The organism is Tangfeifania sp. (assembly GCF_055108615.1).
Genome location: NZ_JBSQIC010000010.1, coordinates 25,799 through 48,356 on the forward strand (window position 1 = coordinate 25,799; position 22,558 = coordinate 48,356).

The window sequence follows — 22,558 nt, forward strand, 5'->3', positions numbered from 1 at the left end:
TTTATTTTGAAAATTCCAATTTCCCACCTTTTTGCAAATTCTCGTGATTTATTACCGGGTCAATTTCTTCTCCGTTCAATTTGACAGATGAAAATGTGCCGAATTGATTTCCGGGCGTTGCTTCGAGAATAAATTTTCCTCCCTTGTAATATTTCTTATCGAGATTAAGCGTAATTTTTTTGAAAACTGGCGATGACAGTTGGTATTCGTTACTTGCAGGGCAAACCGGGTAGAATCCCATTGCGCTGAAAACATACCAGGCCGAAATCTGTCCGGCATCATCGTTTCCCGGTAATCCGCCAGGGCCAACACTGTACTCTGTTTTCAGCAGTTTTTTAACGGTTTCCTGGGTTTTCTGCCAGTTCCCCGAATAATTGTACAGGTAGGGAATGTGATGTCCGGGTTCGTTTCCGTGCCAGTATTCTTTATTCGCGAAAAGTCCGTCTAATTTATTTTGAAATTCCTGTTGTCCACCCATCAGTTCAGTCAGTCCTTCCACATCGTGTGGCACGTACCAGCTGTAATGTTTGGGAGTGCCTTCGGTAATGTAAAACATTTCACTGTTGGCATCAAATTCATCGGTAAATGTGCCATCTGAGAATTTACCGCATACCCAGCCTTTATCGGTGTCGAAAACATTGATGTAATTCAGCGCCCTGGCCGAGAGTTCCTCGAAATCCTCATTTTTCCCTAACTTATTTGCTACCTGCGCAAGCGCCCAGTCGTTGTAAGCATATTCCAGTGTCCTTGAAACCTGCTCGCGCAGGTGAAAAGCATGAGGTACTTCATCTTCAATTGGAATGTATCCAAACTCAAGGTACGAAGTGAGTGAACGGCGTCCTTTCCCGTCGATGTATTCTTCCATGTTTTCCGGCGTTTCAAAAGCATTTTTACGCATAAAATGGTAAGCTTTTTCCGTATCGAATTCGAAACCTTTCATCAGGGCATCAGAAATAATGGAAATGCTGTGGTCGCCAATCATTGCTGAAGTATAACTGTTCCACATAGGAAAGATTGGAAGCCAGCCTCCTTGTTCAGCTTTAACAATCAGCGATTTCACCATATTTTCATAATGTTGGGGAGCAACCAGGCTTACCAGCGGCATTTGGGCACGGTAGATGTCCCAGTTTGAAAAGTCATCGTAATATTCATAGTCTTCCGCTTTATGAATTGTTGAATCGCCATCAAAACCGGGATATTCGCCATTCACATCGCTAAAAAGACGGGGGTGTAAAAGGCTGTGATAAAGGGCGGTATAAAATTTAGAAAGTTCATTTTCATTTTCTCCCTCAACATCAATTTTTGCCAGCATTGTATTCCACGTATTTTCAAGTTCCGTTTTTGTTTTTTCAAAATCCCAGTGCGGAATTTCTGTGGCAAGATTTTTACGGGCATTTTCAATGCTGGTGAAAGATGTACCCACTTTCATTTTTACACTTTCACCTTCATTCAGGTTGAAAAAAACATAGGCTCCAATATTTTCTTTTTGTTCCTGTTCTGCAGAATCATGAAAAAATTCATTTTCAGCATAAGTGCCTGTTCTGGCAATTTCTTTATCGAACTGCGCTACAAAATACCCTGCAAAACCTGCCGGTTTGCCATTCCCGTTGTATATGCGGTGAACAGGATTGTAGCCGGTAACTTCTCCTTTTTCCTTATCAATTTTTATATAACCTTCTCCTTCGTCGCTATTAACATCAATGATTACAGCGGCGTTTTCAGGCTCGAACCATGAGAAACGGAAAAAACCAGATCTTTTTGTTGCTGTAATTTCGGTAATAATATTGTTTTCGGGAAATATTCCTTTGTAATAAGCTGGAGATGAGGTGTCGGCATCGTACATGTATGTTGTTTGGCGCTGTGAAGGCATGAAGTTGAAATTACTTGCAACAGAGGTTGGGAAAAATGTAAAACTGCCGTAGTCCTGAACACACGATCCGCTGGTCCAGTGAGTAGCTCTGAAACCCTGCAGTGCCGGAGTTCCCCAGTAAAAAGGAGCAATACATTTTTCTTCTGATGCGTGGGTTTGCGGAGTCCACTGGGTCATTCCAAATGGGGCGGTAACAGCCGGAATGGTTTGCCCGTAATCTACGTGGTCGCCGGGTTTCTCGATAGAAGCGGGAGTGGTTGATTTCCAGGTTCCGATGAGCACATCAACATGCCGGAGGTAATTTTTTTCTTCTTTTTGTGAACAACTGACCAGAAAGGCAACAGCAAGTACAAATGCCGGAATGCGCAAAATTTTCATATAACAGGTTTTATAGGTTTAATAAATGAAAGTTCAAAAATAATAAAACGGATCAAATATGAACAGTAAAACCAAACTTAAAAAAGAAAAGATTTTGCTGTTGACTGGACCTGATCGCTAGCGAAAAGATATTTCATAAGAAAACAGGATTATAACAAATTAAAAAGTGCACAGATTTTTGATATGCCTTTGCCGCGTGTAATATTTTTTACCGGCGAAAGTCCCAGGAATTCTGTTCTGACCTGATTAACAATTTGAAGATTAAAATCGTTGGTTTTTGACAATTTCTTTTCCTGAATTTTTATAGCAATTGCAGTTTTTAATGTGGCTGCCCTTACCCGGGTTGTTAACGGCGAATTTTTTGCCGGGTGAATATGGATATATCGCTGGTTGCTGGCACCTTTTTTTATAATCCACATCGATTTGTCGGAAAGCTCAATTTTCCGGTATTTATTTGGCTGCAGCCATTCCTGGAATTTTTCAGGAGAATTAATTTTTCGGGTTTCAAAATAATATAAACATTCGTTGCAAATCTCGGTTACATTTAATTTTCCGTAATATAAATCAATCAGGTTATTTCCAATAACTTTCATTTCAGCTGTTACTGCAGGCCATTCCTTGTTTTGCCAGATTTTAAGCTGTTGGAATATAAATTCTAAGTGGTGCTTGTGTGGGTTAAACGTTAGCGGAAGTGGAATTTTATAAGCCATTTTCACATCAGGTAAAACATTTGTGTAATTTTACTTTAAATTACAAAAATGAAGCAAACGCCAAAACATAAATATTTTATTTTTAATGGTGAACTAAAGCCTGTTTCGGGTTTTGTTCCTTCAGAAAACGAGGGGGGTATTTATGAAGTTTTAAGGGTTGTGGAAGGTATTTCACTTTTTGCCGAAGAGCACATGGAGCGTTTTTATGCATCGGCAGCACTTGCAGGCAAGGCAATTCTTTATGAAAAGCAGAAAATCATCAGTTTTATTCAGAAATTAATTGATGCGAATGATGTTTCGTTTGGGAATATCCTTGTTTCGTGCAAAGTTAATCTGAAAGCTTATTTTATTGCACACCAGTACCCAAAAGCTTCTTGGTATAATACGGGTGTGAAATGTGGAATTTTACATGGCGAACGGCAAAACCCCCAGGCCAAGGTTTTTCAAACTTCAGTGAGGCAACAGGCTGATGAACTGATATCAGCCAAAGGTTTTTACGAAGTTATGTTGGTTGATAAATACAACCGTATTACTGAAGGAAGCCGGAGTAATGTGTTTTTTGTAAAAGATAACATTGTAGTTACGCCACCCCAAAATGAAGTTTTGTTGGGAATAACCAGGCAAAAAACTATTCAGCTGGCAACAGAATCAGGTATAAATTGTAAAGAAGAGAACATATTTTTGAATGACATCCCAGACTATCAGGCGGTTTTTATAACCGGGACATCGCCCAAAATTTTACCTGTTTCGCAAATAGACAACTTGATGTTTGATGCTCAAAACGATGTAATACAGTTACTTATGAAAGGATATGAAAAATTAACTTTCGAGTACATTTCAAAAAAATAACCGACATTAAATTCAATTGATTTAGGAGTAGTGAATTATTTTAAAACATTCAAAATCAATACATATATTTAAATTAAAAACTTTAAATAAATATACTCTAATTATAAAAGAATAACTAAATTTGTTAAAAAATGTATATATTGTTACATCTATTGTATAATAGTTGTTTTGATAGGATGAAATAAATTGTTAAATTGGTCTTTTAGAAATAAAATCTCAAAAATTAAATAATTATGAAAAAGTTTACGTTTCTCTTTTTGTCCCTGTTTATAATGGGAACTGCATTTGCCCAAAATGCAGATAAAAAATGGGCAATAGGATTAGGACCGGGTGTTTCGCAAAACCTGGAAAAAAATGAATTAAGTTTTCTGGGCGATTTTTATGTTAGCCGCTATTTAAGCCCCTCTTTCGATTTAATGTTGAAAGCCCAGGGTGGTTTTAATGACGATGGTGTTGATTACTTTAATCCTGTCCTGAATTTCAGGTTTAAATTTTTCAACGGCAGTATTTTATCTGAAACCAGCTCAATTCAGCCTTATTTGTATGCCGGCCCGGGGTACCTTATGGACAATATGCAAGAAGGGGTGAATTTTAATGCCGGACTCGGTTCAAAATTTCCCATCAGCCCCAATACCTCGCTTTATCTGGAAGCAGGATACATTCATGGTATTGAAGGTGAAAGGCATGTGGATGAAATTTTAACAACTGTCAATGATAACTTTATTAAACTTTCAGGTATTATTGAATTTGCAATTGGTGCAGCCAAAGATTCTGACGGCGATGGCGTTCCCGACAGATTAGATGAATGCCCCGACACTCCTCCGGGTGTTGAAGTAGATGAAAAAGGATGTCCGCTCGACCGTGATGGCGACGGCGTACCTGATTATAAGGATGATTGTCCGGATGAACCGGGAGAAGCCAGGTTTAATGGTTGTCCCGATTCAGATGGCGACGGAATCCCGGATAAAGACGACGATTGTCCTGAAACGGCCGGATTGGCTAAATTCAACGGATGTCCTGATACTGACGAGGACGGCGTTCCGGACCATAAAGATCAATGTCCCGATACTCCTAAAGGTTGCCCGGTTGATGAAGACGGATGTCCGCTTGACTCTGATAACGATGATGTAATTGACTGCGAAGACAGGTGCCCGACTGAACCAGGTCCTGCCGATAACGACGGATGCCCTGCTGAAGTTGAACTGGATATTCCGACAATCTACTTCGATTTCGACAAAGCTGAATTGAGGCCTGAAGCAATAACAGAACTCGATGAACTTGTTGAAACCCTGAGTGAAAGCAAAGAATATGAAATTGTTGTTGGTGGCCATACCTGCAACATCGGAACAAATGAATACAACATGGATCTTTCAGAAAGAAGAGCCCAGGCTGTTGTTAAATATTTGCTTTCAAAAGGTATCAGCAACACTTACGTTGGTTCAAATTACTATGGCGAAGAAGATCCTGCTGTTCCAAACACTTCTATTGAGAACAGAAGGAAAAACCGCAGAGTTGAATTTGAAGAAGCTACAATTGTAAAATAATATTGTTTAAATAATAGTTTAAAGAGAGCCTTGCCTTTTGGCAGGGCTTTTTCTATGGCATGCATTTGCCAAAAGTGTAAATTGTTATCTTTGTCGCTCACAAAAATCGTAGGCAATGAATATCGAGCAAGTAATTCATTCTGCAGTTGCAGAAACATTAAAAAACCTATACAATTTTGAACCGGCGGGTAAGTCAATACAGTTGCAAATTACCCGTAAAGATTTCGAAGGTGATATTACCCTGGTGGTTTTTCCTTTTTTGAAGCACTCGCGCAAAAGCCCGGAAGAAACCGGAAAACAAATTGGGGAATATTTACAGGCAAATGTTGATGAAGTAAAATCATTCAACGTAATTAAAGGGTTTTTAAACCTTGTAATTGCCGATAATTACTGGATTCGTGTTTTAAAAAATGCCCGGGAAGATGATACCTACGGAACAAAACAGGTAGGTGAGAATTCCAGGTTGATCATGGTTGAGTATTCATCGCCCAATACCAATAAGCCTTTGCATTTGGGGCACATTCGTAACAACCTGCTCGGTTATTCAATTTCAGAAATCCAAAAAGCAAACGGCAACAAAGTAGTAAAAACAAACATTGTAAATGATCGTGGAATTCACATCTGCAAGTCGATGGTTGCCTGGAAAAAATGGGGAGAGGGCAAAACTCCCGAAAATACCGGAACCAAAGGCGATCATTTGGTTGGGGATTTATATGTTGAATTCGATAAGCACTATAAGGCTGAAATAAAAGAATTAACCGACAAGGGTTTTACCCCGAAAGAAGCAGAAGCCAAAGCGCCATCAATTTTGGAAGCCCGCGAAATGTTACTTAAATGGGAAGCCAGGGATCCGGAGACCGTGGAGCTCTGGAAAATGATGAACAGCTGGGTTTACAAAGGTTTTGATGAAACCTACCGGAAGATGGGGGTGGATTTTGATAAAATTTACTATGAATCGGATACTTACCTCGTAGGAAAAGAAGAAGTATTACGAGGATTGAAAGAAGGTATTTTTTACAAAGAAGAAGATGGTTCAGTTTGGGCTGATTTAACCGAAGATGGCCTCGATAAAAAAATACTATTACGCAGCGACGGTACTTCTGTTTACATGACCCAGGATATTGGCACTGCAAAAATGCGTTACAACGATTATTCCATCGATAAAATGGTTTACGTAGTGGGTAACGAACAAAACTACCATTTCCAGGTTTTGTCAGTTTTGCTCGATAAACTGGGGTACGCATGGGGGAAAGATCTTTACCACTTTTCTTATGGAATGGTTGAATTGCCTTCCGGCAAAATGAAGTCGAGGGAAGGCACGGTGGTTGATGCCGATGATTTGATGGAAGAAATGATTGATGTGGCCCGAAACATGGCTGAAGAATTGGGCAAACTTGATGCCCTGACTGCTGAAGAAACAGAAAAAACATTTGAAATAATTGCTTTGGGAGCACTCAAGTATTTCATTCTTAAAGTCGATCCGAAGAAAAATATGCTGTTTAATCCTGAAGAATCGATTGATTTTAACGGAAACACCGGCCCCTTTATTCAATATACCTATGCACGCATACAATCGGTTTTACGTAAAGCAGCAGAAAAAAACATCAACCTGGCAAGCGATGCCGATGAAAATATCAGCATTTCCGATAAGGAAAAGTTAATATTAAAACGAATATCGCTGTTTCCTGATATTGTTGCCGAAGCCGGGAAAAATTACAGCCCCGCAGTAGTTGCCAACTATTGTTACGAACTGGTGAAGGAATACAACCAGTTTTACCACGACCATTCCATTTTAAACGCATCTGAAAATAATGTAAGGGATTTCAGGCTGGTTTTATCCGAAGCTGTTGGGAAAGTGATAAAAAGCGGTATGGCTTTGCTGGGGATTGAAATGCCCGAAAGAATGTAAAAAGGGGAACCACCCCCTTTTATTAAAATTTGATCTAATGGTTAAAGGAAAAGCATCCTTGTTATTATAATATTCTGTATTTTGCCGGAAGGTAACCCTCAAAATCTATTTTTTTTTGTTTTGGCAAAAAATACCTCAAACCATTTTCTTATTTACAAATAGATTGTATTTTTATGCAATGATTGTAATTCCTTGTAATTTAGGCGGATCAACCAATGTGTTGATACTTTCCCGCTAAATATTTTTTATTTTTTATAAAAATGAGGGTTACCTTTTTGAAATAAACCGAATTATATAATAGAAGGACATGAAAAGTTACACTGATGAACAAATCCTTAAAGGAATACTGAGACATGATAATTTGATATTGCAATACATTTATAAACAGTATTACTACAAGGTCAATCATTTTATTAAGAAGAATAGTGGGAGTGAGGAAGATGCTAACGATGTTTTTCAGGAAGCGATAATAGTAATTTATCGGAAGATTAAAGAAAACGATTTAGTTTTCGAAGCGAGTTCTTTTCAGGGATATTTATTTTCAGTATGCCGTTTTTTATGGCTCAAGCAGCTTGAAAAAATGCGTATAGAAAAAGAGAAAATAAATGACACCATGCCGTACCAGGAAGATTTATACGACGAAAACCTGGTAGAGCTGGTGAATAAAAATGAAAAGTATGGTTTATACCAGAAACATTTTAAAACCCTGAGTACAGATTGTCAGAAACTTTTACAGTTGTTTTTTGAAAAAGTCCCCTTAACGGAAATTGCTCAGATTATGGGGTATAAAGGAGAAAAATATACAAAAAAACGAAAATTCAAATGTAAAGAGATTCTGATTAGCAGGATAAAGCAAGATACAGAATTTAAAAAAATACTTGAAGATGGTACCTAAAACAAAGCTTTTTGAATTGATTGAGGATTATTGCTTAAATAATCTTGACAAACCCGAAAAAATCGAATTTGAAACAGAACTGAAAAAAAATGATGAATTACAGGAAGAAGTAAAATTCGAAGAAGATTTACACGCCGCCATTACTGAAGAAGACGTTCTAATTTTAAGAGAAAAACTCGGAAAAGCTGCAAAACATGCCGATGATAAAAACAAAAACGGCTCCTTCGCAATGCTCGACGGTTTTGCAGACATCCAGCAACTCACTTCCTCTGTTTCCCCCGACGAACTACTTGATTATTACGACTCGCTACCCAAAGTGCACGTTTATCAACACGAGCTTATTTCAAACGAAAACATCCACCAGTTCTACAAGGAACAAAAAGCTGCTGAACAGGAGGAGGAATTTTTAGATGAAGATTTTGATGATCTTGAGATTGAAGGACTTGAAGAAGCCCTGCTTGAAAAAGATATTTTGGACCTGCGCGATACATTGTCCAAAGTTTCTCAAACCGTTCAAATGCAGTTTTCAACCGAGGAAATTGACGAATACCTTAGTGGTGAATTAACCGGAAAAGAGCTGGAAGAGTTTGAAAATGAACTGAAAATTAACAGCACCCTGGAACGGGAGGTTAGAATTCACAGCGAGCTGGAAAATGCCCTCGAAGAGCTGGATGTTTTAAACCTCAGAGATGAAATTTCAAATTTAATGAATACTGAAACTTCATGGAATGTAAGTGAACAGGATATTGAAGAATTTATTGAAGGAACCCTTGAAGGGGAAAAACTGGAGAATTTTAATGACGAGTTGAATGAAAACACCGATTTAAAAGCTGAAGTTTCCCTGCGGAAAAATGTAGATAAATCGATTGGCGAAAAGGGTATTCTTACACTCAGGGACAAACTCTCGGCAACCAAGCGTGAAATTGAAACCAAGGAATTAAAATCAATTGTTCCCGATGCCAAAATCCATAAAATGCAATGGTGGAGGGCCGGTGTTGCCATTGTTGTAATTTTAATAGCTTTTGCCGGATTGCTTAAAAATGAGTTTACATCAACGGAACAATTATATGAAAGGTATTACCAAACACCAGAGTGGTCGCCCCAGAGGACCGTTTCGTCCGATGTAAGCTATTTACAGGAAGCAAACACCCATTATGCCAACGGAGAATACCAAAAGGCTATACAGCTTTACAATCAAGCGTTGAAAGGAAGCGCCGAAAAATATGTGTATAATTTTTACAAAGCTGCCAGCTTGCAAAATATGCAGAAATATGACAAAGCTGTTCCTGAGTACACAAAAGTGATAACCCAGGGCGATAATATTTTTATTGAAGAAGCTGAGTGGTACAGAAGTTTGTGCTACATAAAACTGGACTCGAAAGATAAAGCAAAAGAACAATTACTTGCAATAATTGACAGGAAAGGTTTTTATGAGAACGATGCAAAAGCCGTTTTACGAAGATTAAAATATTCATTCAAATAATTTAAGCCGTTAAACTTGATTCAACACATTTACTTTAAAACAACTGTTCTTTAAAATGCTGGCAACAAAAATTTAAACGTACACTTGAGAACCACACATTCTGAAAAGTTTGTACGAAATTTTTGAAATATTGAGATGAAAGAAATCGTTACTGAAAACCACACATTCTATCAGTACACTTATTTACGCGATTTTCTTAATCGAATAAATTGATCAATTGCAATGCCCAAAATGGCAAAAATTAGAAGTCCGAAGAAATAAATATCATAACTTCTGAATAGGGGCGTTGTATTTCCAATGCTGATATATCCCAACCAATAGTGGGGGTGTGCCATGCGCGGATTGGCTTCTTCGAGGTATTCCAGCTTTGCGAGCCGGAGCGCTTCATCTGTTGGGCGGCCTTTTTTCAGATAATTGTAGAACGAACTCATTATTTGCGTACCTGCGTTGTCTTCTACTTCCCACTGGGTCATAACAATTGAAGGACAACCCGCATACAAAAATCCCCGGGCAAGACTCATTACGCCTTCCCCCTTTTTTAAACTTCCACTTCCTGTATTACAGGCACTTAACACTGTGAGCCGGGCATTCAGGTCGAGATTGTAGATATCTGCAGTATTCAGCCATCCGTCATTTTCAGGGGTTTCGTTATTGTTTTGGGCAAAAGCAAAGCGCGAAAAAGCGGGCAGGGAGTCATTAATGAACGCATGCATTGCCAGGTGCAAAATTTCGAAATCGCCACTGTTTTCTCTGAAATTAAGTTCAGATGCTTCATTTCCCTTAAATACCTTTGTTTTAACTTCTTTTGCTATTAAATCAACCTCGCGCTGAACGCCGGGCAAAGGAATCAGGTTAATTTTTTCATTTTCAAATACCACTGTATCTGTTTTGTATTCAGGAGCAAAGGCCAAAACCTTGTTGCTGGCTTTTCGTGGCAGGTCGTTAAATTTAAAATGCAGATTGGCAGAATAAGCATAATTTACCGTATTATTCCGGATGAAATAGGGCAAACGTGCAAACTGTATTTGCGATGATGTATCGGGTAATTCAACCAGCAAGGCTTCAAATGGGATATAACTTAGTTTGCCGTCGGGAATAATTGTAATTTTTTTGTCGTGTATTAAAGCTGAAAAAGGCTCTATCAGTTTGTTGTAGAGTTTATGGGCAGAAACACAGTATTTTTTTGAGTCTTCATTTCGTGTGAATAAATACCGCGGATTGGACATGAAGCGGAAAGTACTTTCAATATCGGTGATAAAACCGGCTGAAATGTTTTGTTGGGTAAAGCTGAATTTTTCAGGTGAAATAAAAAACGTGTAAAGCTCAGGAATTGAATCGGTTTCGTTTAAAACATATTCAATAATTACTTCATTTTTAGTCAGATTTTGCTGAATTTCAGATATTACTGCCGACGAGCTGGCGTATTTTAATTCATAAAAATCGCTGTAATTTTTTTCGAGGTACTGGTTCAGTTCCTCACGTTGCTTTTTTAATTCGAAAAGCAATGAGTCGGTTTGTGCAATTTTTTCGGGATCAGGATTTTCTGATGAAGTTAAATTGTACAACTTCTCATTGTTTGAAGTAATTCTGAAATTGAGGTTGCGCTCCAGTTGGGTGAGGCTGTCAGGAATTAAACTGTTTTCTTTTGCCAGCTGGTCGGTGATCCGGTCGAAAACGGCACTGGATTTTATCCTTTCCGCGTTATTGAAGGCGAATTCCGCTATGTCCTGCTCATTATTTACTTCATAGGCTTTGAAAGCGGTCTGGATAATTTTATTGAAGGTTGCCTCTTCAAGCGCGCTGAGTTGAATTTTGCTTTCGTCAGAATATATCTCCCTGCGTGCCTGCTGAATAATGGCGGAAGTAACTTTGTAGTAATCGAGGGCATTGGTAAGCGACTGCGTGTATTGCGCCTGTTTTTTATCCTCGTAAACGTTGGCAATCTGGGCATACGTATCGGCAATCAGCTTTAAAAACTCCAGGGTTTGGGTAAGCGAAAGCGTTTGCCCCAAATCGAATGTGTCGCCTGAAAGCGCATTTAAATCGAAATTTAAGGCTTCCAGTCCTTTTTCATAACTTCTTATCGCCTCTTCAAGGTTGGCCGATTTTTGCTGCCTGAATTCGTCAATGTTTTTGGTTTCTACTTTCAGGTTTTCGTGGTAGATGCCAAGGGTTTTGAAGTAGAAAGCAAGATTCATTCCTTGTTTAATATCTTTTTCTTCAAAAATGCGATTAATTTTTTCAAGGATTTTTTCCGCCTCATTAAATTGATTGGTGTAAATTAAAAATGTTGCATAATTAATATATTCAAAAACTACATTTAAATTAGTTTTAGAATAAATTTCTTTTGCGTAGTTTATTGCCTCATTATAACTGTTTTTTGCCTTTCTGAAATTATTTATTTCTTGCTGAGTAGCAGCGTTTAAACTTAAAAAATATAATCGAGTGTTGGAGGTGGAGTGTGAAATATATTTTTCTGTAATTTGTAGAACTTCTTTGTAATTGTCTAACTGAAAATGAATATTGGCAATATTGTAATAAATGTCAGCAAGACCTTGTTCATCAATTTTTTTTTGTTCTAAATATATTGCAGCTGCTCTTTGGTAATAGTCAAGAGCTGTATTGTAATCCAAGGAGTTTAAATAAACATTTCCGATGTTGTTATATAAATTAGCAAGAGGAATTTGATTACTTTCAGAATTTGATAGATAAGATTTCTCAGCTAACAGAAAAAATTCGACAGCAGTATCAAAATCGCCTAAATTTCTGTAAGTAATTCCTAATGCATTATACAACCTGCCGGTTTCAATACTAAATTCCCCAAATAGTTTTTTATTGAGATTTAAAGATTTTTTGAAAAAATTTTCTGCTTCAATAAAACGGGAATTTCGGAAGTGGTTTAATGCCTCATTTCGGAATTCAACTGCCCTTAATGAATCTGTTTTAAGATTTTGATTCTGAGCGTTTATGCTGGTCTGAATTAAAAGGAGGGATAAAAGAAATTTTACAATTTTCGTTCGCATTATAATTACGTTTTGGCCGTCATCAAAATTACGCTTTTAAAATTTTTTTCCAATTCGAGGGTTACCTTTTTCCATTTTTCGGAATATATATATAGAATGTGTGTTTTTCAAGTTTAACGGTTTAAATTAATTTGTGATGAAAAAGTTTTTTGCAAGTACAGAAGAAAAAAAGAATTTCAAAAGTTTTGACGTATTAACTTCTAACGAAATGCTGCAGGTCCGCGGTGGCAGTGATGTGAAACCGAATACCCGCGAAAAAGATATTTTCGATTTTGGCGAGGAATAAAAAACCTGGTTTTCATAGTTTTAAAAGAATGATGTGTGCTGATTTGTACCTGCACTCCGTTATTTTTTTATCCTTTTACCCTTAAATAAGGGATATTTTACGTACGAACATTCCAATGATCCGTTAAAAAGCGTATTTTTTTGAGCGGGTTTAAGGCCTATGTTTTTGAGGTACTCTTTTGATGATGTCAGTACCCAGGCGGTATTGCCTGCAAACTGATGTTTCATGCGTTCCCCCAGTAAACTGTACAACTTATCGATATTTTGCTGCTTTAATCTTTCGCCGTACGGAGGATTGACGATTAACGTAGCATTTTCGCTGTTAATCTCCAGGTCTTTTATGTCCGAAGTTTGAAATGAGATGTTGGCATAAACCCTTGCCCGTCGTGCATTGGTTTCTGCATTTAAAACATTGCTTCGCGATATGTCAGACGCAAAAATTTGTTTTGAAAAAGGAGTGATTTTTTGTTCCTCCTTAATTTTTTCAAATAATGACTCATCATAATCCGCCCATTCCATGAATGCATAATTTTTCCTGAACCTGCCTGCCGGGATATTTTGTGCAATCATTGCAGCTTCAATCGGCAGAGTCCCCGAACCGCACATCGGATCAATAAAATCAGAATTGCCGTCCCAGCCCGAAAGCAAAATCATGCCTGCTGCCAAAACTTCGCTCAGGGGAGCTTCACCCTGTTTGGTGCGGTAGCCTCTTTTGTGCAACGATTCACCCGAGCTGTCAATTGAAAGGCTGCATCTGTTTTGACTGATATGAGCGTGAATTATGACTTCCGGATTTTGGGTATCTACATTTGGTCTTTTCCCTTTCTTTTGCCGAAAATAATCGGCAATGGCATCTTTTACCTTCAACGAGGCAAACATCGAATTTCGGAAGTCATTCGAATGAATTACGGTGCTGTTAATGGCAAAACTCTGGTTGATGTTCAAATATTTCTCCCAGTTAATTTTTTTGCATTTCAAATAAAACTGATCCACATCTTTAAACTGAAACGAATCAATTTCTTTCAGAATACGCAGCGCAGTCCTCAGGTAATAGTTTGATTTATATATTAATTCCTTGTTGCCTTCATAAAATACTGCTCTCCGGCCCTGGTTGATATTTTGTCCGCCGATGTTTTTGATTTCGTTGGCCAGAACAGGCTCAAGCCCTGAAAATGTTTTGGCTATTAAGTTATATTTTTCCAAGATATTTGTTTTTTGATGATTTAGATTCCTGAGCCATCTGCAAAAGTGGTTGATTTAGGTCGCGATTGCACAATTCTTGATTTTGGCGGAATATCTCGTGTAACCCAAACATTACCACCAATAACCGAGCCTTCCCCTATTGTGATGCGGCCGAGAATTGTGGCTCCCGAATAAATGACAACATTATCTTCCACAACAGGATGCCTCAGGATTCCCTTAATCGGTTTTCCTTCATCGTCGAGCGGAAAGCTTTTGGCACCAAGGGTAACGCCCTGGTAGATTTTTACATTATCTCCAATGATGCTGGTTGACCCGATAACAACGCCTGTGCCATGGTCAATCGTAAAATTTTCACCGATTTTGGCGCGCGGGTGAATATCGATTCCCGTTTCGCTGTGCGCCATTTCCGATATAAAACGCGGAATCAGCGGTATTTCCAGCTCCAGTAACTTGTGGGCAACCCGGTAATTTGTGATTGCCCGGATGCCCGGATAGCAAAAAATGACTTCCCCGAGGTTCCGTGCTGCCGGGTCGTTAATGTATGTAGCATTCACATCAGCAACCAGTTTCCGTCGAATTTCGGGTAGGGTTTCAATAAAAATGGCAGCAGTCTCTTTTGCCCTTGCTTTGTGTTTATCAATTTTTTCGGCATTATCGTCCTGGCATTCAAAACACATTCCCGCAAGGATTTCTTCACTTAAGAGTTCGTGTAATTCATCCACATAAACTCCCATGTAGTAGTGGGTGGTGTTGGGCCTTAACGATGTGTTGCCAAAATAACCGGGGAAAAGTATTTCCCTGACCATATCAATAACTTTCTGCAGTTTGGCAATGGATGGCAGGGGTTCTCCCAGCCGGTGTTCATGACAAACAACATTGTAGGTTTTGGGGTCACTCAGACTTTCTACTGTTTTCGAAATTCTATCTTCAAATTTTTGTCTTGGCATAATATTGAACTATTTTTCTTTACTGCAATATCTGAATTTAATAGGGTAATGTTTTTATAAATGCAATTATTTTTTCGAACAATCCTGAAATGAATCAGTTTAACCTTAACTATTCATCTGAAGCAGGTATTGCAATGCATTATTATTTCGTTCCTGGTTATTTCCACTTACAATTTTGAAATTGAAATTGTAGGCTTTAATCGTTTCGATGTATTTTTTCTGAAGGATTTCGCGTTGTTCTCCACCGTTTTCTCTTACGGGATCGGGAATCCAGGGTAAATCAGTGTCGCAAACCAGAAATAAATCTACCGGTGTGTTTTTAATTTGTTCGTCGAGCCACGAGGGCAAATGGTTAAAAACCACTTCAAACCAAATTTTTGTGATAATCAGCCAGGTATCAAGAAAAATGCAGGGTTCACCTGGATTTTTGGTTAGTATCGTTTTTAAGCGTGAAACCTGTTCGTGTGCAATCAGCTCAACATCATCGTAGGTATATTTTCTGTTCAGGTTTTCAATGTATTCACGGGCAAACTCGGGTAAAAACGGGGCATGGAAATAATTGGCCAGCCATTCTGTAAGGACACTTTTCCCTGTTGATTCGGCTCCTGTTATAACAATTATTTTTTGAGATGCTTTCATCTTTCAATTATTTACTCCACTTGCGCACAGTTGGATTAAATTTATCAGCGTGTGCAAAAAACTCATGCTTTCTCCAAACCGGATTTTAATTCTGATTTGTTCAAATCCTTCTTCCACTCCAGGTATCCAACAATTGCCATAATGGCATAAACTATAAACAACACAACCGTTGGCCAAAGATTTTTGTAAACATATAACCCGGCTGAAAAGAAGTCAACAAAAATCCAGATAAGCCAGTGCTCAATATATTTTTTCGCCAGCATCCACGTGGCGGTTATGCTCAAGGCAGTTGTCAACGAGTCCATTACCGGAACTGTCGAATCGGTAAATCTTTTCAGGATAAAAATTAAAAACAGGAAAATAAGCAGGGTTACAATTGCGGATTTCACCAAAACCCATTTTTTTATCCTGGTAACGGGAACCTGTTGTTCGCTGTTCCGGGCTGCTTTTTTCTCGCCTTTTAACCAAAAATACCACCCGTAAATGCTTATAAAAACATAATAAACCTGCAGGCCCATATCGGCATAAAAACCTGACTGAAAAAAAACGACGATGTAAAGCACCGATGTTAAAAGCCCTGTGGCCCACGTTAAAATGTGCTGCCTGATGGAAAAGAGGATGTATAATAAACCCAGTATGGCACCAATTAATTCAATTTTATTACTCCACAACCAGGTGGTTAAAGTTTCTGCCATGGTTTATTTACTCTGCCGAAACCAGTAGATTATTGTATTGTTCCTGATTTTTTATCACCTCTAAAGCTTTGCGGATTGCATCATCGTCTTCGTTAATGATTTTATAGAAATCATCTCTCGAAAAAATATCGCGTGCAATCAATGCTTTAATTTCTCTTTCCATATTCCCCCTGGTAAAGTCGAGGCTTTCCTGGTCTCTTTCAATACCTTCTTTTTCGCCGTTGGCAACAATTGTATTTACCATTTCGTCAGTCACTTCAAAATTTGTGTTGAAGTCTTCAAATTCAGCGTATTTCCGTTTAATTTTTGAACGGTTTTTATCTACGTAGTCGAGTACAAAATTGTAAACAACCTGATTGCGCCTTAACCTGTTATAGTAGCGGAAATAGCTTGATGTATCCATGGGGACGAAAATATCGGGCATCACCCCGCCTCCGCCGTAAACAGTACGGCCGTTAATAAGCGTTTTGTATTTCAGTGAATCGACCAAATTTATACTGTCTTTACTGAAAAACTCTCCGGCGGCCATGCGTTCAAACCTGTCCCTGAGGTAATCTTCAGTACCATTGTCGTAAGGTTTCTGAATGCATCTTCCGCTTGGCGTGTAATAGTGAGCAGTAGTGAGCCGAACGACTGATCCATCAGTTAAAAAATAGGGTTTTTGAACCAATCCTTTGCCAAACGAACGGCGCCCGATAATCAGACCGCGGTCCCAGTCCTGAACAGCACCGGATACAATTTCGCTTGCCGATGCGGAAGATTCATTAACTAAAACTACCAGATTACCATTTTCGAAAATGCCTGAAGTAGTAGCGTTGTATTCTCTTTTGGGTTCATTAGTTCCCTCGGTGTAAACAATTAACTTGTTATCTTCCAGGAACTGATCCGATATTTCGATAGCTGTTTTAAGGTACCCACCTCCGTTACCACGTAAATCGAGAATTAGATTTTCAATATTTTGCTGGTTAAGTTGATTCATCGCTTCGGTAAATTCATCGGTAGTTGTGGCCGAAAATTTATTGAGTTTAATGTAGCCTGTTGATTCATCAAGCATATAGGCTGCATCGAGGCTGTTTATAGGAATTTTGTCGCGGATAATTTTAAATTCGAGCATTTCATCGGAACTTTTCCGTACTACTTTAATTTCTACTGAGGTTCCTTTTTCCCCACGCAGCAGGTCAAAAACATCGCTGTTTTTAATTCCTGTGCCTGCAATATTTTTGCCGTCCACTTCAACTATGCGGTCCCCGGCGCGTAATCCCACTTTTTCTGAAGGACCGCCCGGGATTGTTGTTGTTACCAGCAAGGTGTCTTTAAATATGTTGAATGAAATTCCAATCCCTTCGAAATTACCCTGAAGCGGTTCGTTCATTCTTTGCACTTCTTCTTTCGAGATATAAACCGAATGTGGGTCCAACTCGCTTAACAGGTGCACTATGGCTTTTTCTGTGAGTTCGTCAATGTTGGTAGTGTCAACATAATAACTGTCAACAAGCCGCAACAAACGGCCAAATTTTAACTGATTTTTTTGAACTGATTCCTGTGCATTCAAAAGGGCAGGTGCCAATACAAACAATGTTATCAGGAGTAAAAAATTCTGATGCCATTTTTTTATATTCCGGTGATATGTCATCTTAAATTTCGTTTTAATTTATACTTTGAGTTTCAATTATCACGCCAAACTATCTGACGTTCTTAATTCAAAAAACGATTATTCCCACTCTATTGTTGCGGGTGGCTTCGAGCTGATGTCGTAAACAACACGGTTAATTCCTCTCACCCGGTTGATGATTTCATTGGACATTTTTGCAAGAAAATCGTACGGAAGATGAACCCAGTCGGCAGTCATTCCATCGGTTGAGGCAACCGCGCGCAGCGCTACCGTGTTTTCGTACGTTCGTTCATCGCCCATAACTCCAACCGATTGTATGGGCAGCAAAATTACGCCTGCCTGCCAAACTTTGTCATATAATCCCCAGTTTTTTAATCCGTTAACAAAAATGGCATCGGCTTCCTGCAGAATTCGCACTTTTTCGGGAGTAACATCGCTCAGAATTCTGATTCCCAAACCTGGCCCCGGGAACGGATGACGGCCCAATAATTCTTGTTTAATATTGAGCGCTTTCCCCACGCGTCTCACTTCATCTTTAAACAGCAACCGAAGTGGCTCCACAACTTTTAGGTGCATTTTTTCAGGAAGTCCTCCCACGTTGTGGTGCGATTTAATTGTGGCCGAAGGGCCGTTTACCGACACCGATTCAATCACATCGGGGTAAATAGTACCTTGTGCCAGCCATTTTACATCCTTTATTTTTTTTGCTTCGGCATCGAACACTTCGATGAAGTTCCGGCCAATTATTTTTCGCTTCTCCTCCGGGTCGGTAATTCCCCTCAGGTCGTTCCAGAATTTATGTTTGGCATCTACTCCAATTACATTCATCCCCATATCTTCGTAAGAGTGCAAAACATTTTTAAATTCATCTTTTCGTAACAGGCCGTTGTCCACAAAAATGCAGGTGAGGTTGCTTCCAATGGCTTCATTTAAAAGCACTGCTGTAACTGACGAATCCACTCCGCCAGAAAGGCCAAGAACAACTTTGTCGCTGCCAAGTTTTTCGCGAAGTTCTTTGACGGTCGTTTCTACAAACGACAGGGGGGTCCAGCTTTGTTCGCATTCACAAATATCAACTGCAAAGTTTTTCAGCACCTGCTGCCCCTCGGTTGTGTGGTAAACTTCGGGGTGAAACTGAATGGCGTAGGTTAATTCGTTATCGATTTTATAGGCTGCAAAATTTACATCTTCGGTTGAAGCCACAACTTTGAAATTTTCCGGAAGTTTGGTGATGGTATCTCCATGCGACATCCAAACCTGGGTGTGCAGGCTGACATCGTGAAACAACGGGCAGTCGTTATCGATGAATCCTAATTTTGCCCTTCCGTATTCTCTTGAATCGGATGGTGCCACTTCGCCACCAAAAAAGTGAGCCATGTATTGTGCCCCGTAACAAATTCCAAGCACTGGTATTTTGCCTTTTATTTTTGATAGATCAGGCTTTGGAGCTGCTTTGTCGCGAACAGAAAAAGGACTGCCGGAAAGAATCACACCTTTTACGGTCTCGTCAATTTCCGGGAAATGGTTAAATGGGTGGATTTCGCAATAAACATTGAGCTCACGGATTTTTCGGCCTATTAGCTGCGTGTACTGTGATCCGAAATCGAGAATCAGAATTTTTTCCTGCATTGATAATAATTTATAATGAATGCTTCCGTTCAAAAAACAAAAGTAAAAATAACAATGTAAAATATATTCCGTTGCAGCTGAAAAAGTTGAAAGTGTTAACATGCAGGCATCATTACTACTTTTAAACGGGTTCGACCGGATTTCTTTTATTAGCATTATACTTAAACTGTTTCTGAATCTAAAATTATTTTGAAATAACAGCGTTTTCAATTAAGGGATGATCATTTATTATTATTTTTGAACGAATTTTAAAACCGGTTTTTTAAAATGAAATTTTCTCAGCCGTTAATTATCGTTTTTTTCTTTTTGGCCTTTAGTATCGGGGGAAATGCCCAGCAATTGAAGGAAAACGAACTGGTGGTGATAAAAGGAGAAAAATATATATTACACCAGGTACGCACCGGCGAAACAATCTATTCCATCACCCAACGGTTTAATGTGGACAGCAATGAACTGGTTACCCATAATCCTGAATTATCAGATGGCCTGAAAATAGGTGAGATTTTAAAAATTCCTTACCGCGAAGAAGCTGATCTCAGTGAAAAACCAATTTACCAGAAAGGAGATCCTTCAAAATTTATTTTCCATACCATTTCTTCCCGAAAAGAGACGCCCTATTTTATTGCCAAACAATACGGGATAACTGTTGAGGAAATATATGCCTACAATCCTGAAGTACAGCGATTCAAAAAAGGTATAAAATTACGTATTCCGCGTTGGCAGGTCGCGGAAGAACAGCCGGACGAAACCGGACAATTACCGACCGTAGAAAAACCTTTGGAGCAGGACGATGGCGACCAGCTGATTAAACACGAAGTTGCCAGGGGAGAAACGCTGTATTCAATTTCGAAAAAGTATAACGTATCGCGAAGCGAAATTCTTTTTTATAACCCCGGAGCCAAAGATTTAAAGGCCGGAAGCATTATTTACCTTCCGCAAACCGAACAAACCGTTTCAGAAAAAACAGGCAGGCCTGATGAAGCTATTTCGCAGTTGCAGGAAGATGAACAAGTACCTGATGAAAGTGAAGGATTTGGCATTGAAAGTGTTTCAGGGAAATATTTTACACACACCATCGTGTCGGGTGAAACACTGTGGGGCATTTCTCAAAAATACAATGTTGATGGAGATGAGCTGAAAAGGCTGAACCCGGTGTTGGAGAGTGGTTTTCCGGCAGGCGTTTCAATTAAAATTCCGGTTGAGGAGCAGGAACTGACCAGCCCGGAACCCAAAAACGAAGAGGCGTTTATCAGGCACAATGTTGCACGGGGCGAAACTTTATTTGGATTGGCAACAAAATATAATATTTCAATTCCTGAAATCCGGAAATTTAACCCGGCCCTTGAAAACCGAAACCTGGTTTTTGGTGAAACCATTTTAATTCCGAGAAAACCAGATGAAGAAATTGCAACTTTCATGGAAGAGAAAGAAAAAGATTCCGTTTTTGTTGCTTCTGAAGAACCGGAGTTCGATACCGATTATTACGAGGTTGAGCTGCCCGGGCAAATACCGGATTATTGTCTTCCGGCGATCAGTGAAAGTTATGTAGGCCAGGTTTACGATGTGGCTTTGTTTCTGCCTTTTTATTTGTATGCGAATGATACTCTCAACCGGGAAATTATTATGCCGGACACCACCCAAATGAACGACCTTGCTTTTTCTGATAATCCATTAATTGATGAATTACCGGAAGAGACTGACACTTTAATTGAACAGGAGCTGACCCAGGAAATGTTTCACGGCTTTTACAGGAATAGTGAAGATTTCCTTCAGTTTTACGAAGGGGTACTTCTGGCAATTGATTCCCTGGAGCAGGAAGGAATGAATATCCGGTTGCATGTTTTCGATACACAGCAAAATCCGGATTCAATCCGGAAGTTTATTTACAATGAGGAATTTTTGGAAACCGATTTAATAATTGGCCCGGTTTATCCTCAGGTACAGCAGGAGGTTTCTGAAATATCCGCTAAAAACCGCATTCACATGGTGTCGCCGCTGGCATCGCAGTCGTCCGATCTGCAAAGCAATCCGTATCTTTTTCAGATAAATCCGTCGCGTGATTATCTCGCTGAAAAAACTGCTGAATTTATCGCAGAGGAATATTTTAACAGTAATTTCATTGTTTTTGAAGCCGGTGACCAAAATAACGCGGATGCCGAAAGGGTAGTTAAACTGACAAAAGAAAGATTGTATCAGTCAGGGTACTGGGGACAACAGCAGGGCGTTAACTTTAGTGTTTACGATTTTAACAGCGAAGGGCCTTTTGGTTTTGGCCGGATCTTGTCGCGTACTAAAGAGAATGTTGTTTTTGTGCCTTCACTTAACGAAGGCGAAATTAGCGTGGCACTTTCCAATATAAATAACATGGCCGGCGATTATTCAATTACGCTCATCGGCTTTAACAAGTACGAACAATTCAGCAGCATCGATTTAGAGTATTATTTCAACTTGAAACTGCACTATATTGATCCTTACTGGATTGATTACGAAGAACCGGCAACCATCCGGTTCATTAATAAATTCAAGGCGAATTTTCATACTGAACCTGACAATTTTGGTGCGCAGGGTTACGATGTTGCTTTTTATTTTCTGAACGCGCTGAAAAATTACGGGAAACACTTTGAAGCGTGCCTTCCTTACATGCGAACCAATCTGGTTCAGGGAAATTACCGGTTTGAAAAAGTATCTCCTTTTGGCGGCTACATGAACAAGGGCGTTTCGGTAATTAATTACCAGCGCGATTACGATGTGGTGCGAAAAAGAATAATTGGCAAAAGCCGCATTGCACAACAATAGTATTTGATTTTTTTAATCGGAATTATCAGTTTGGGGATGGTTTAAGTTTCCGGGAAACTACAATCGGGTTTCCGGACATTCATAATAAAAA

Annotated in this window: 16 protein-coding genes and 1 pseudogene; 7 read left to right on the forward strand and 10 right to left on the reverse strand. The window is 39.1% G+C overall.

Going from position 1 to position 22,558, the window contains the following annotated elements; translation table 11 throughout:
- Position 1: 1 nt before the first annotated feature.
- Both ACTCNA_RS03775 and ACTCNA_RS03780 read right to left on the reverse strand, forming a co-directional pair.
- Positions 2-2,248 (reverse strand): GH92 family glycosyl hydrolase, encoded by a 2,247-nt coding sequence (locus ACTCNA_RS03775; protein WP_462946562.1) that lies wholly within the window; start codon positions 2,246-2,248, stop codon positions 2-4.
- Between the two features lie 149 nt (positions 2,249-2,397).
- The gene (locus tag ACTCNA_RS03780) at positions 2,398-2,958 is read right to left on the reverse strand and encodes a hypothetical protein (protein ID WP_462946563.1); all 561 of its coding nucleotides are present in this window, start codon (positions 2,956-2,958) and stop codon (positions 2,398-2,400) included.
- A gap of 48 nt (positions 2,959-3,006) precedes the next feature.
- Here ACTCNA_RS03780 and ACTCNA_RS03785 point away from each other — a divergent pair, with 48 nt between their 5' ends.
- The 5 genes from ACTCNA_RS03785 to ACTCNA_RS03805 all read left to right on the forward strand — a co-directional run bounded on the left by ACTCNA_RS03785 (position 3,007) and on the right by ACTCNA_RS03805 (position 9,638).
- Complete coding sequence (locus tag ACTCNA_RS03785; protein WP_462946564.1) at positions 3,007-3,807, forward strand: aminotransferase class IV; 801 nt, start codon at positions 3,007-3,009, stop codon at positions 3,805-3,807.
- Positions 3,808-4,040: 233 nt separating this feature from the next.
- Positions 4,041-5,351, forward strand: coding sequence for an OmpA family protein (locus ACTCNA_RS03790; protein ID WP_462946565.1), 1,311 nt, complete (start codon positions 4,041-4,043; stop codon positions 5,349-5,351).
- A gap of 115 nt (positions 5,352-5,466) precedes the next feature.
- Positions 5,467-7,260 carry an arginine--tRNA ligase gene (argS, locus tag ACTCNA_RS03795; RefSeq protein ID WP_462946566.1) on the forward strand — a complete coding sequence of 598 codons (1,794 nt, stop codon included), beginning with the start codon at positions 5,467-5,469 and terminating at the stop codon, positions 7,258-7,260.
- 307 nt (positions 7,261-7,567) lie between these two features.
- Positions 7,568-8,155 (forward strand): RNA polymerase sigma factor, encoded by a 588-nt coding sequence (locus ACTCNA_RS03800; protein ID WP_462946567.1) that lies wholly within the window; start codon positions 7,568-7,570, stop codon positions 8,153-8,155.
- A complete protein-coding gene (locus tag ACTCNA_RS03805) occupies positions 8,145-9,638 on the forward strand; it encodes a tetratricopeptide repeat protein (RefSeq protein ID WP_462946568.1) in 1,494 nt (497 codons plus the stop codon). The genes ACTCNA_RS03800 and ACTCNA_RS03805 overlap by 11 nt, the downstream gene beginning before the upstream one ends.
- Before the next feature lie 179 nt (positions 9,639-9,817).
- Here ACTCNA_RS03805 and ACTCNA_RS03810 read toward each other — a convergent pair whose 3' ends face one another.
- Entirely contained in the window at positions 9,818-11,836 is a 2,019-nt protein-coding gene (locus ACTCNA_RS03810; RefSeq protein WP_462946589.1) for a CHAT domain-containing protein, read from the reverse strand.
- Positions 11,837-12,121: 285 nt separating this feature from the next.
- A pseudogene (locus ACTCNA_RS03815) lies at positions 12,122-12,661 on the reverse strand (tetratricopeptide repeat protein); the annotation flags it as partial.
- A gap of 136 nt (positions 12,662-12,797) precedes the next feature.
- Between ACTCNA_RS03815 and ACTCNA_RS03820 the strand changes: the two are divergent.
- Positions 12,798-12,947 carry a hypothetical protein gene (locus tag ACTCNA_RS03820; protein ID WP_462946569.1) on the forward strand — a complete coding sequence of 50 codons (150 nt, stop codon included), beginning with the start codon at positions 12,798-12,800 and terminating at the stop codon, positions 12,945-12,947.
- Between the two features lie 59 nt (positions 12,948-13,006).
- On the opposite strand, the gene ACTCNA_RS03825 is transcribed toward ACTCNA_RS03820, so the two are convergent.
- The 6 genes from ACTCNA_RS03825 to guaA form a co-directional block, all read right to left on the reverse strand.
- The gene (locus ACTCNA_RS03825) at positions 13,007-14,149 is read right to left on the reverse strand and encodes a THUMP domain-containing class I SAM-dependent RNA methyltransferase (protein ID WP_462946570.1); all 1,143 of its coding nucleotides are present in this window, start codon (positions 14,147-14,149) and stop codon (positions 13,007-13,009) included.
- Between the two features lie 20 nt (positions 14,150-14,169).
- Positions 14,170-15,096 (reverse strand): serine O-acetyltransferase EpsC, encoded by a 927-nt coding sequence (gene epsC, locus ACTCNA_RS03830; RefSeq protein WP_462946571.1) that lies wholly within the window; start codon positions 15,094-15,096, stop codon positions 14,170-14,172.
- Between the two features lie 105 nt (positions 15,097-15,201).
- Positions 15,202-15,735, reverse strand: coding sequence for an AAA family ATPase (locus ACTCNA_RS03835; protein WP_462946572.1), 534 nt, complete (start codon positions 15,733-15,735; stop codon positions 15,202-15,204).
- 62 nt (positions 15,736-15,797) lie between these two features.
- Entirely contained in the window at positions 15,798-16,430 is a 633-nt protein-coding gene (gene pnuC, locus ACTCNA_RS03840; protein WP_462946573.1) for a nicotinamide riboside transporter PnuC, read from the reverse strand.
- A 7-nt stretch (positions 16,431-16,437) separates the two neighbouring features.
- Entirely contained in the window at positions 16,438-18,063 is a 1,626-nt protein-coding gene (locus tag ACTCNA_RS03845) for a S41 family peptidase (protein ID WP_462946574.1), read from the reverse strand.
- Positions 18,064-18,141: 78 nt separating this feature from the next.
- On the reverse strand, positions 18,142-19,671 hold the full coding sequence (gene guaA, locus ACTCNA_RS03850) for a glutamine-hydrolyzing GMP synthase (RefSeq protein WP_462946575.1): 1,530 nt from the start codon (positions 19,669-19,671) through the stop codon (positions 18,142-18,144).
- Between the two features lie 267 nt (positions 19,672-19,938).
- Here guaA and ACTCNA_RS03855 point away from each other — a divergent pair, with 267 nt between their 5' ends.
- Entirely contained in the window at positions 19,939-22,467 is a 2,529-nt protein-coding gene (locus tag ACTCNA_RS03855) for a PBP1 and LysM peptidoglycan-binding domain-containing protein (RefSeq protein WP_462946576.1), read from the forward strand.
- The last annotated feature ends 91 nt before the right edge of the window (positions 22,468-22,558 follow it).

What these genes read in the sequence shown, in the direction of transcription:
- ACTCNA_RS03810 (WP_462946589.1), bottom strand. Translation starts at nt 11,836, where the DNA reads ATGAATCTTGCTTTCTACTTCAAAACCCTTGGCATCTACCACGAAAAC.
- ACTCNA_RS03805 (WP_462946568.1), top strand. Translation starts at nt 8,145, where the DNA reads ATGGTACCTAAAACAAAGCTTTTTGAATTGATTGAGGATTATTGCTTA.
- argS (WP_462946566.1), top strand. Translation starts at nt 5,467, where the DNA reads ATGAATATCGAGCAAGTAATTCATTCTGCAGTTGCAGAAACATTAAAA.
- ACTCNA_RS03775 (WP_462946562.1), bottom strand. Translation starts at nt 2,248, where the DNA reads ATGAAAATTTTGCGCATTCCGGCATTTGTACTTGCTGTTGCCTTTCTG.
- ACTCNA_RS03820 (WP_462946569.1), top strand. Translation starts at nt 12,798, where the DNA reads ATGAAAAAGTTTTTTGCAAGTACAGAAGAAAAAAAGAATTTCAAAAGT.
- ACTCNA_RS03855 (WP_462946576.1), top strand. Translation starts at nt 19,939, where the DNA reads ATGAAATTTTCTCAGCCGTTAATTATCGTTTTTTTCTTTTTGGCCTTT.
- ACTCNA_RS03790 (WP_462946565.1), top strand. Translation starts at nt 4,041, where the DNA reads ATGAAAAAGTTTACGTTTCTCTTTTTGTCCCTGTTTATAATGGGAACT.
- ACTCNA_RS03835 (WP_462946572.1), bottom strand. Translation starts at nt 15,735, where the DNA reads ATGAAAGCATCTCAAAAAATAATTGTTATAACAGGAGCCGAATCAACA.
- guaA (WP_462946575.1), bottom strand. Translation starts at nt 19,671, where the DNA reads ATGCAGGAAAAAATTCTGATTCTCGATTTCGGATCACAGTACACGCAG.
- ACTCNA_RS03785 (WP_462946564.1), top strand. Translation starts at nt 3,007, where the DNA reads ATGAAGCAAACGCCAAAACATAAATATTTTATTTTTAATGGTGAACTA.
- ACTCNA_RS03800 (WP_462946567.1), top strand. Translation starts at nt 7,568, where the DNA reads ATGAAAAGTTACACTGATGAACAAATCCTTAAAGGAATACTGAGACAT.
- ACTCNA_RS03780 (WP_462946563.1), bottom strand. Translation starts at nt 2,958, where the DNA reads ATGGCTTATAAAATTCCACTTCCGCTAACGTTTAACCCACACAAGCAC.
- ACTCNA_RS03845 (WP_462946574.1), bottom strand. Translation starts at nt 18,063, where the DNA reads ATGACATATCACCGGAATATAAAAAAATGGCATCAGAATTTTTTACTC.
- epsC (WP_462946571.1), bottom strand. Translation starts at nt 15,096, where the DNA reads ATGCCAAGACAAAAATTTGAAGATAGAATTTCGAAAACAGTAGAAAGT.
- pnuC (WP_462946573.1), bottom strand. Translation starts at nt 16,430, where the DNA reads ATGGCAGAAACTTTAACCACCTGGTTGTGGAGTAATAAAATTGAATTA.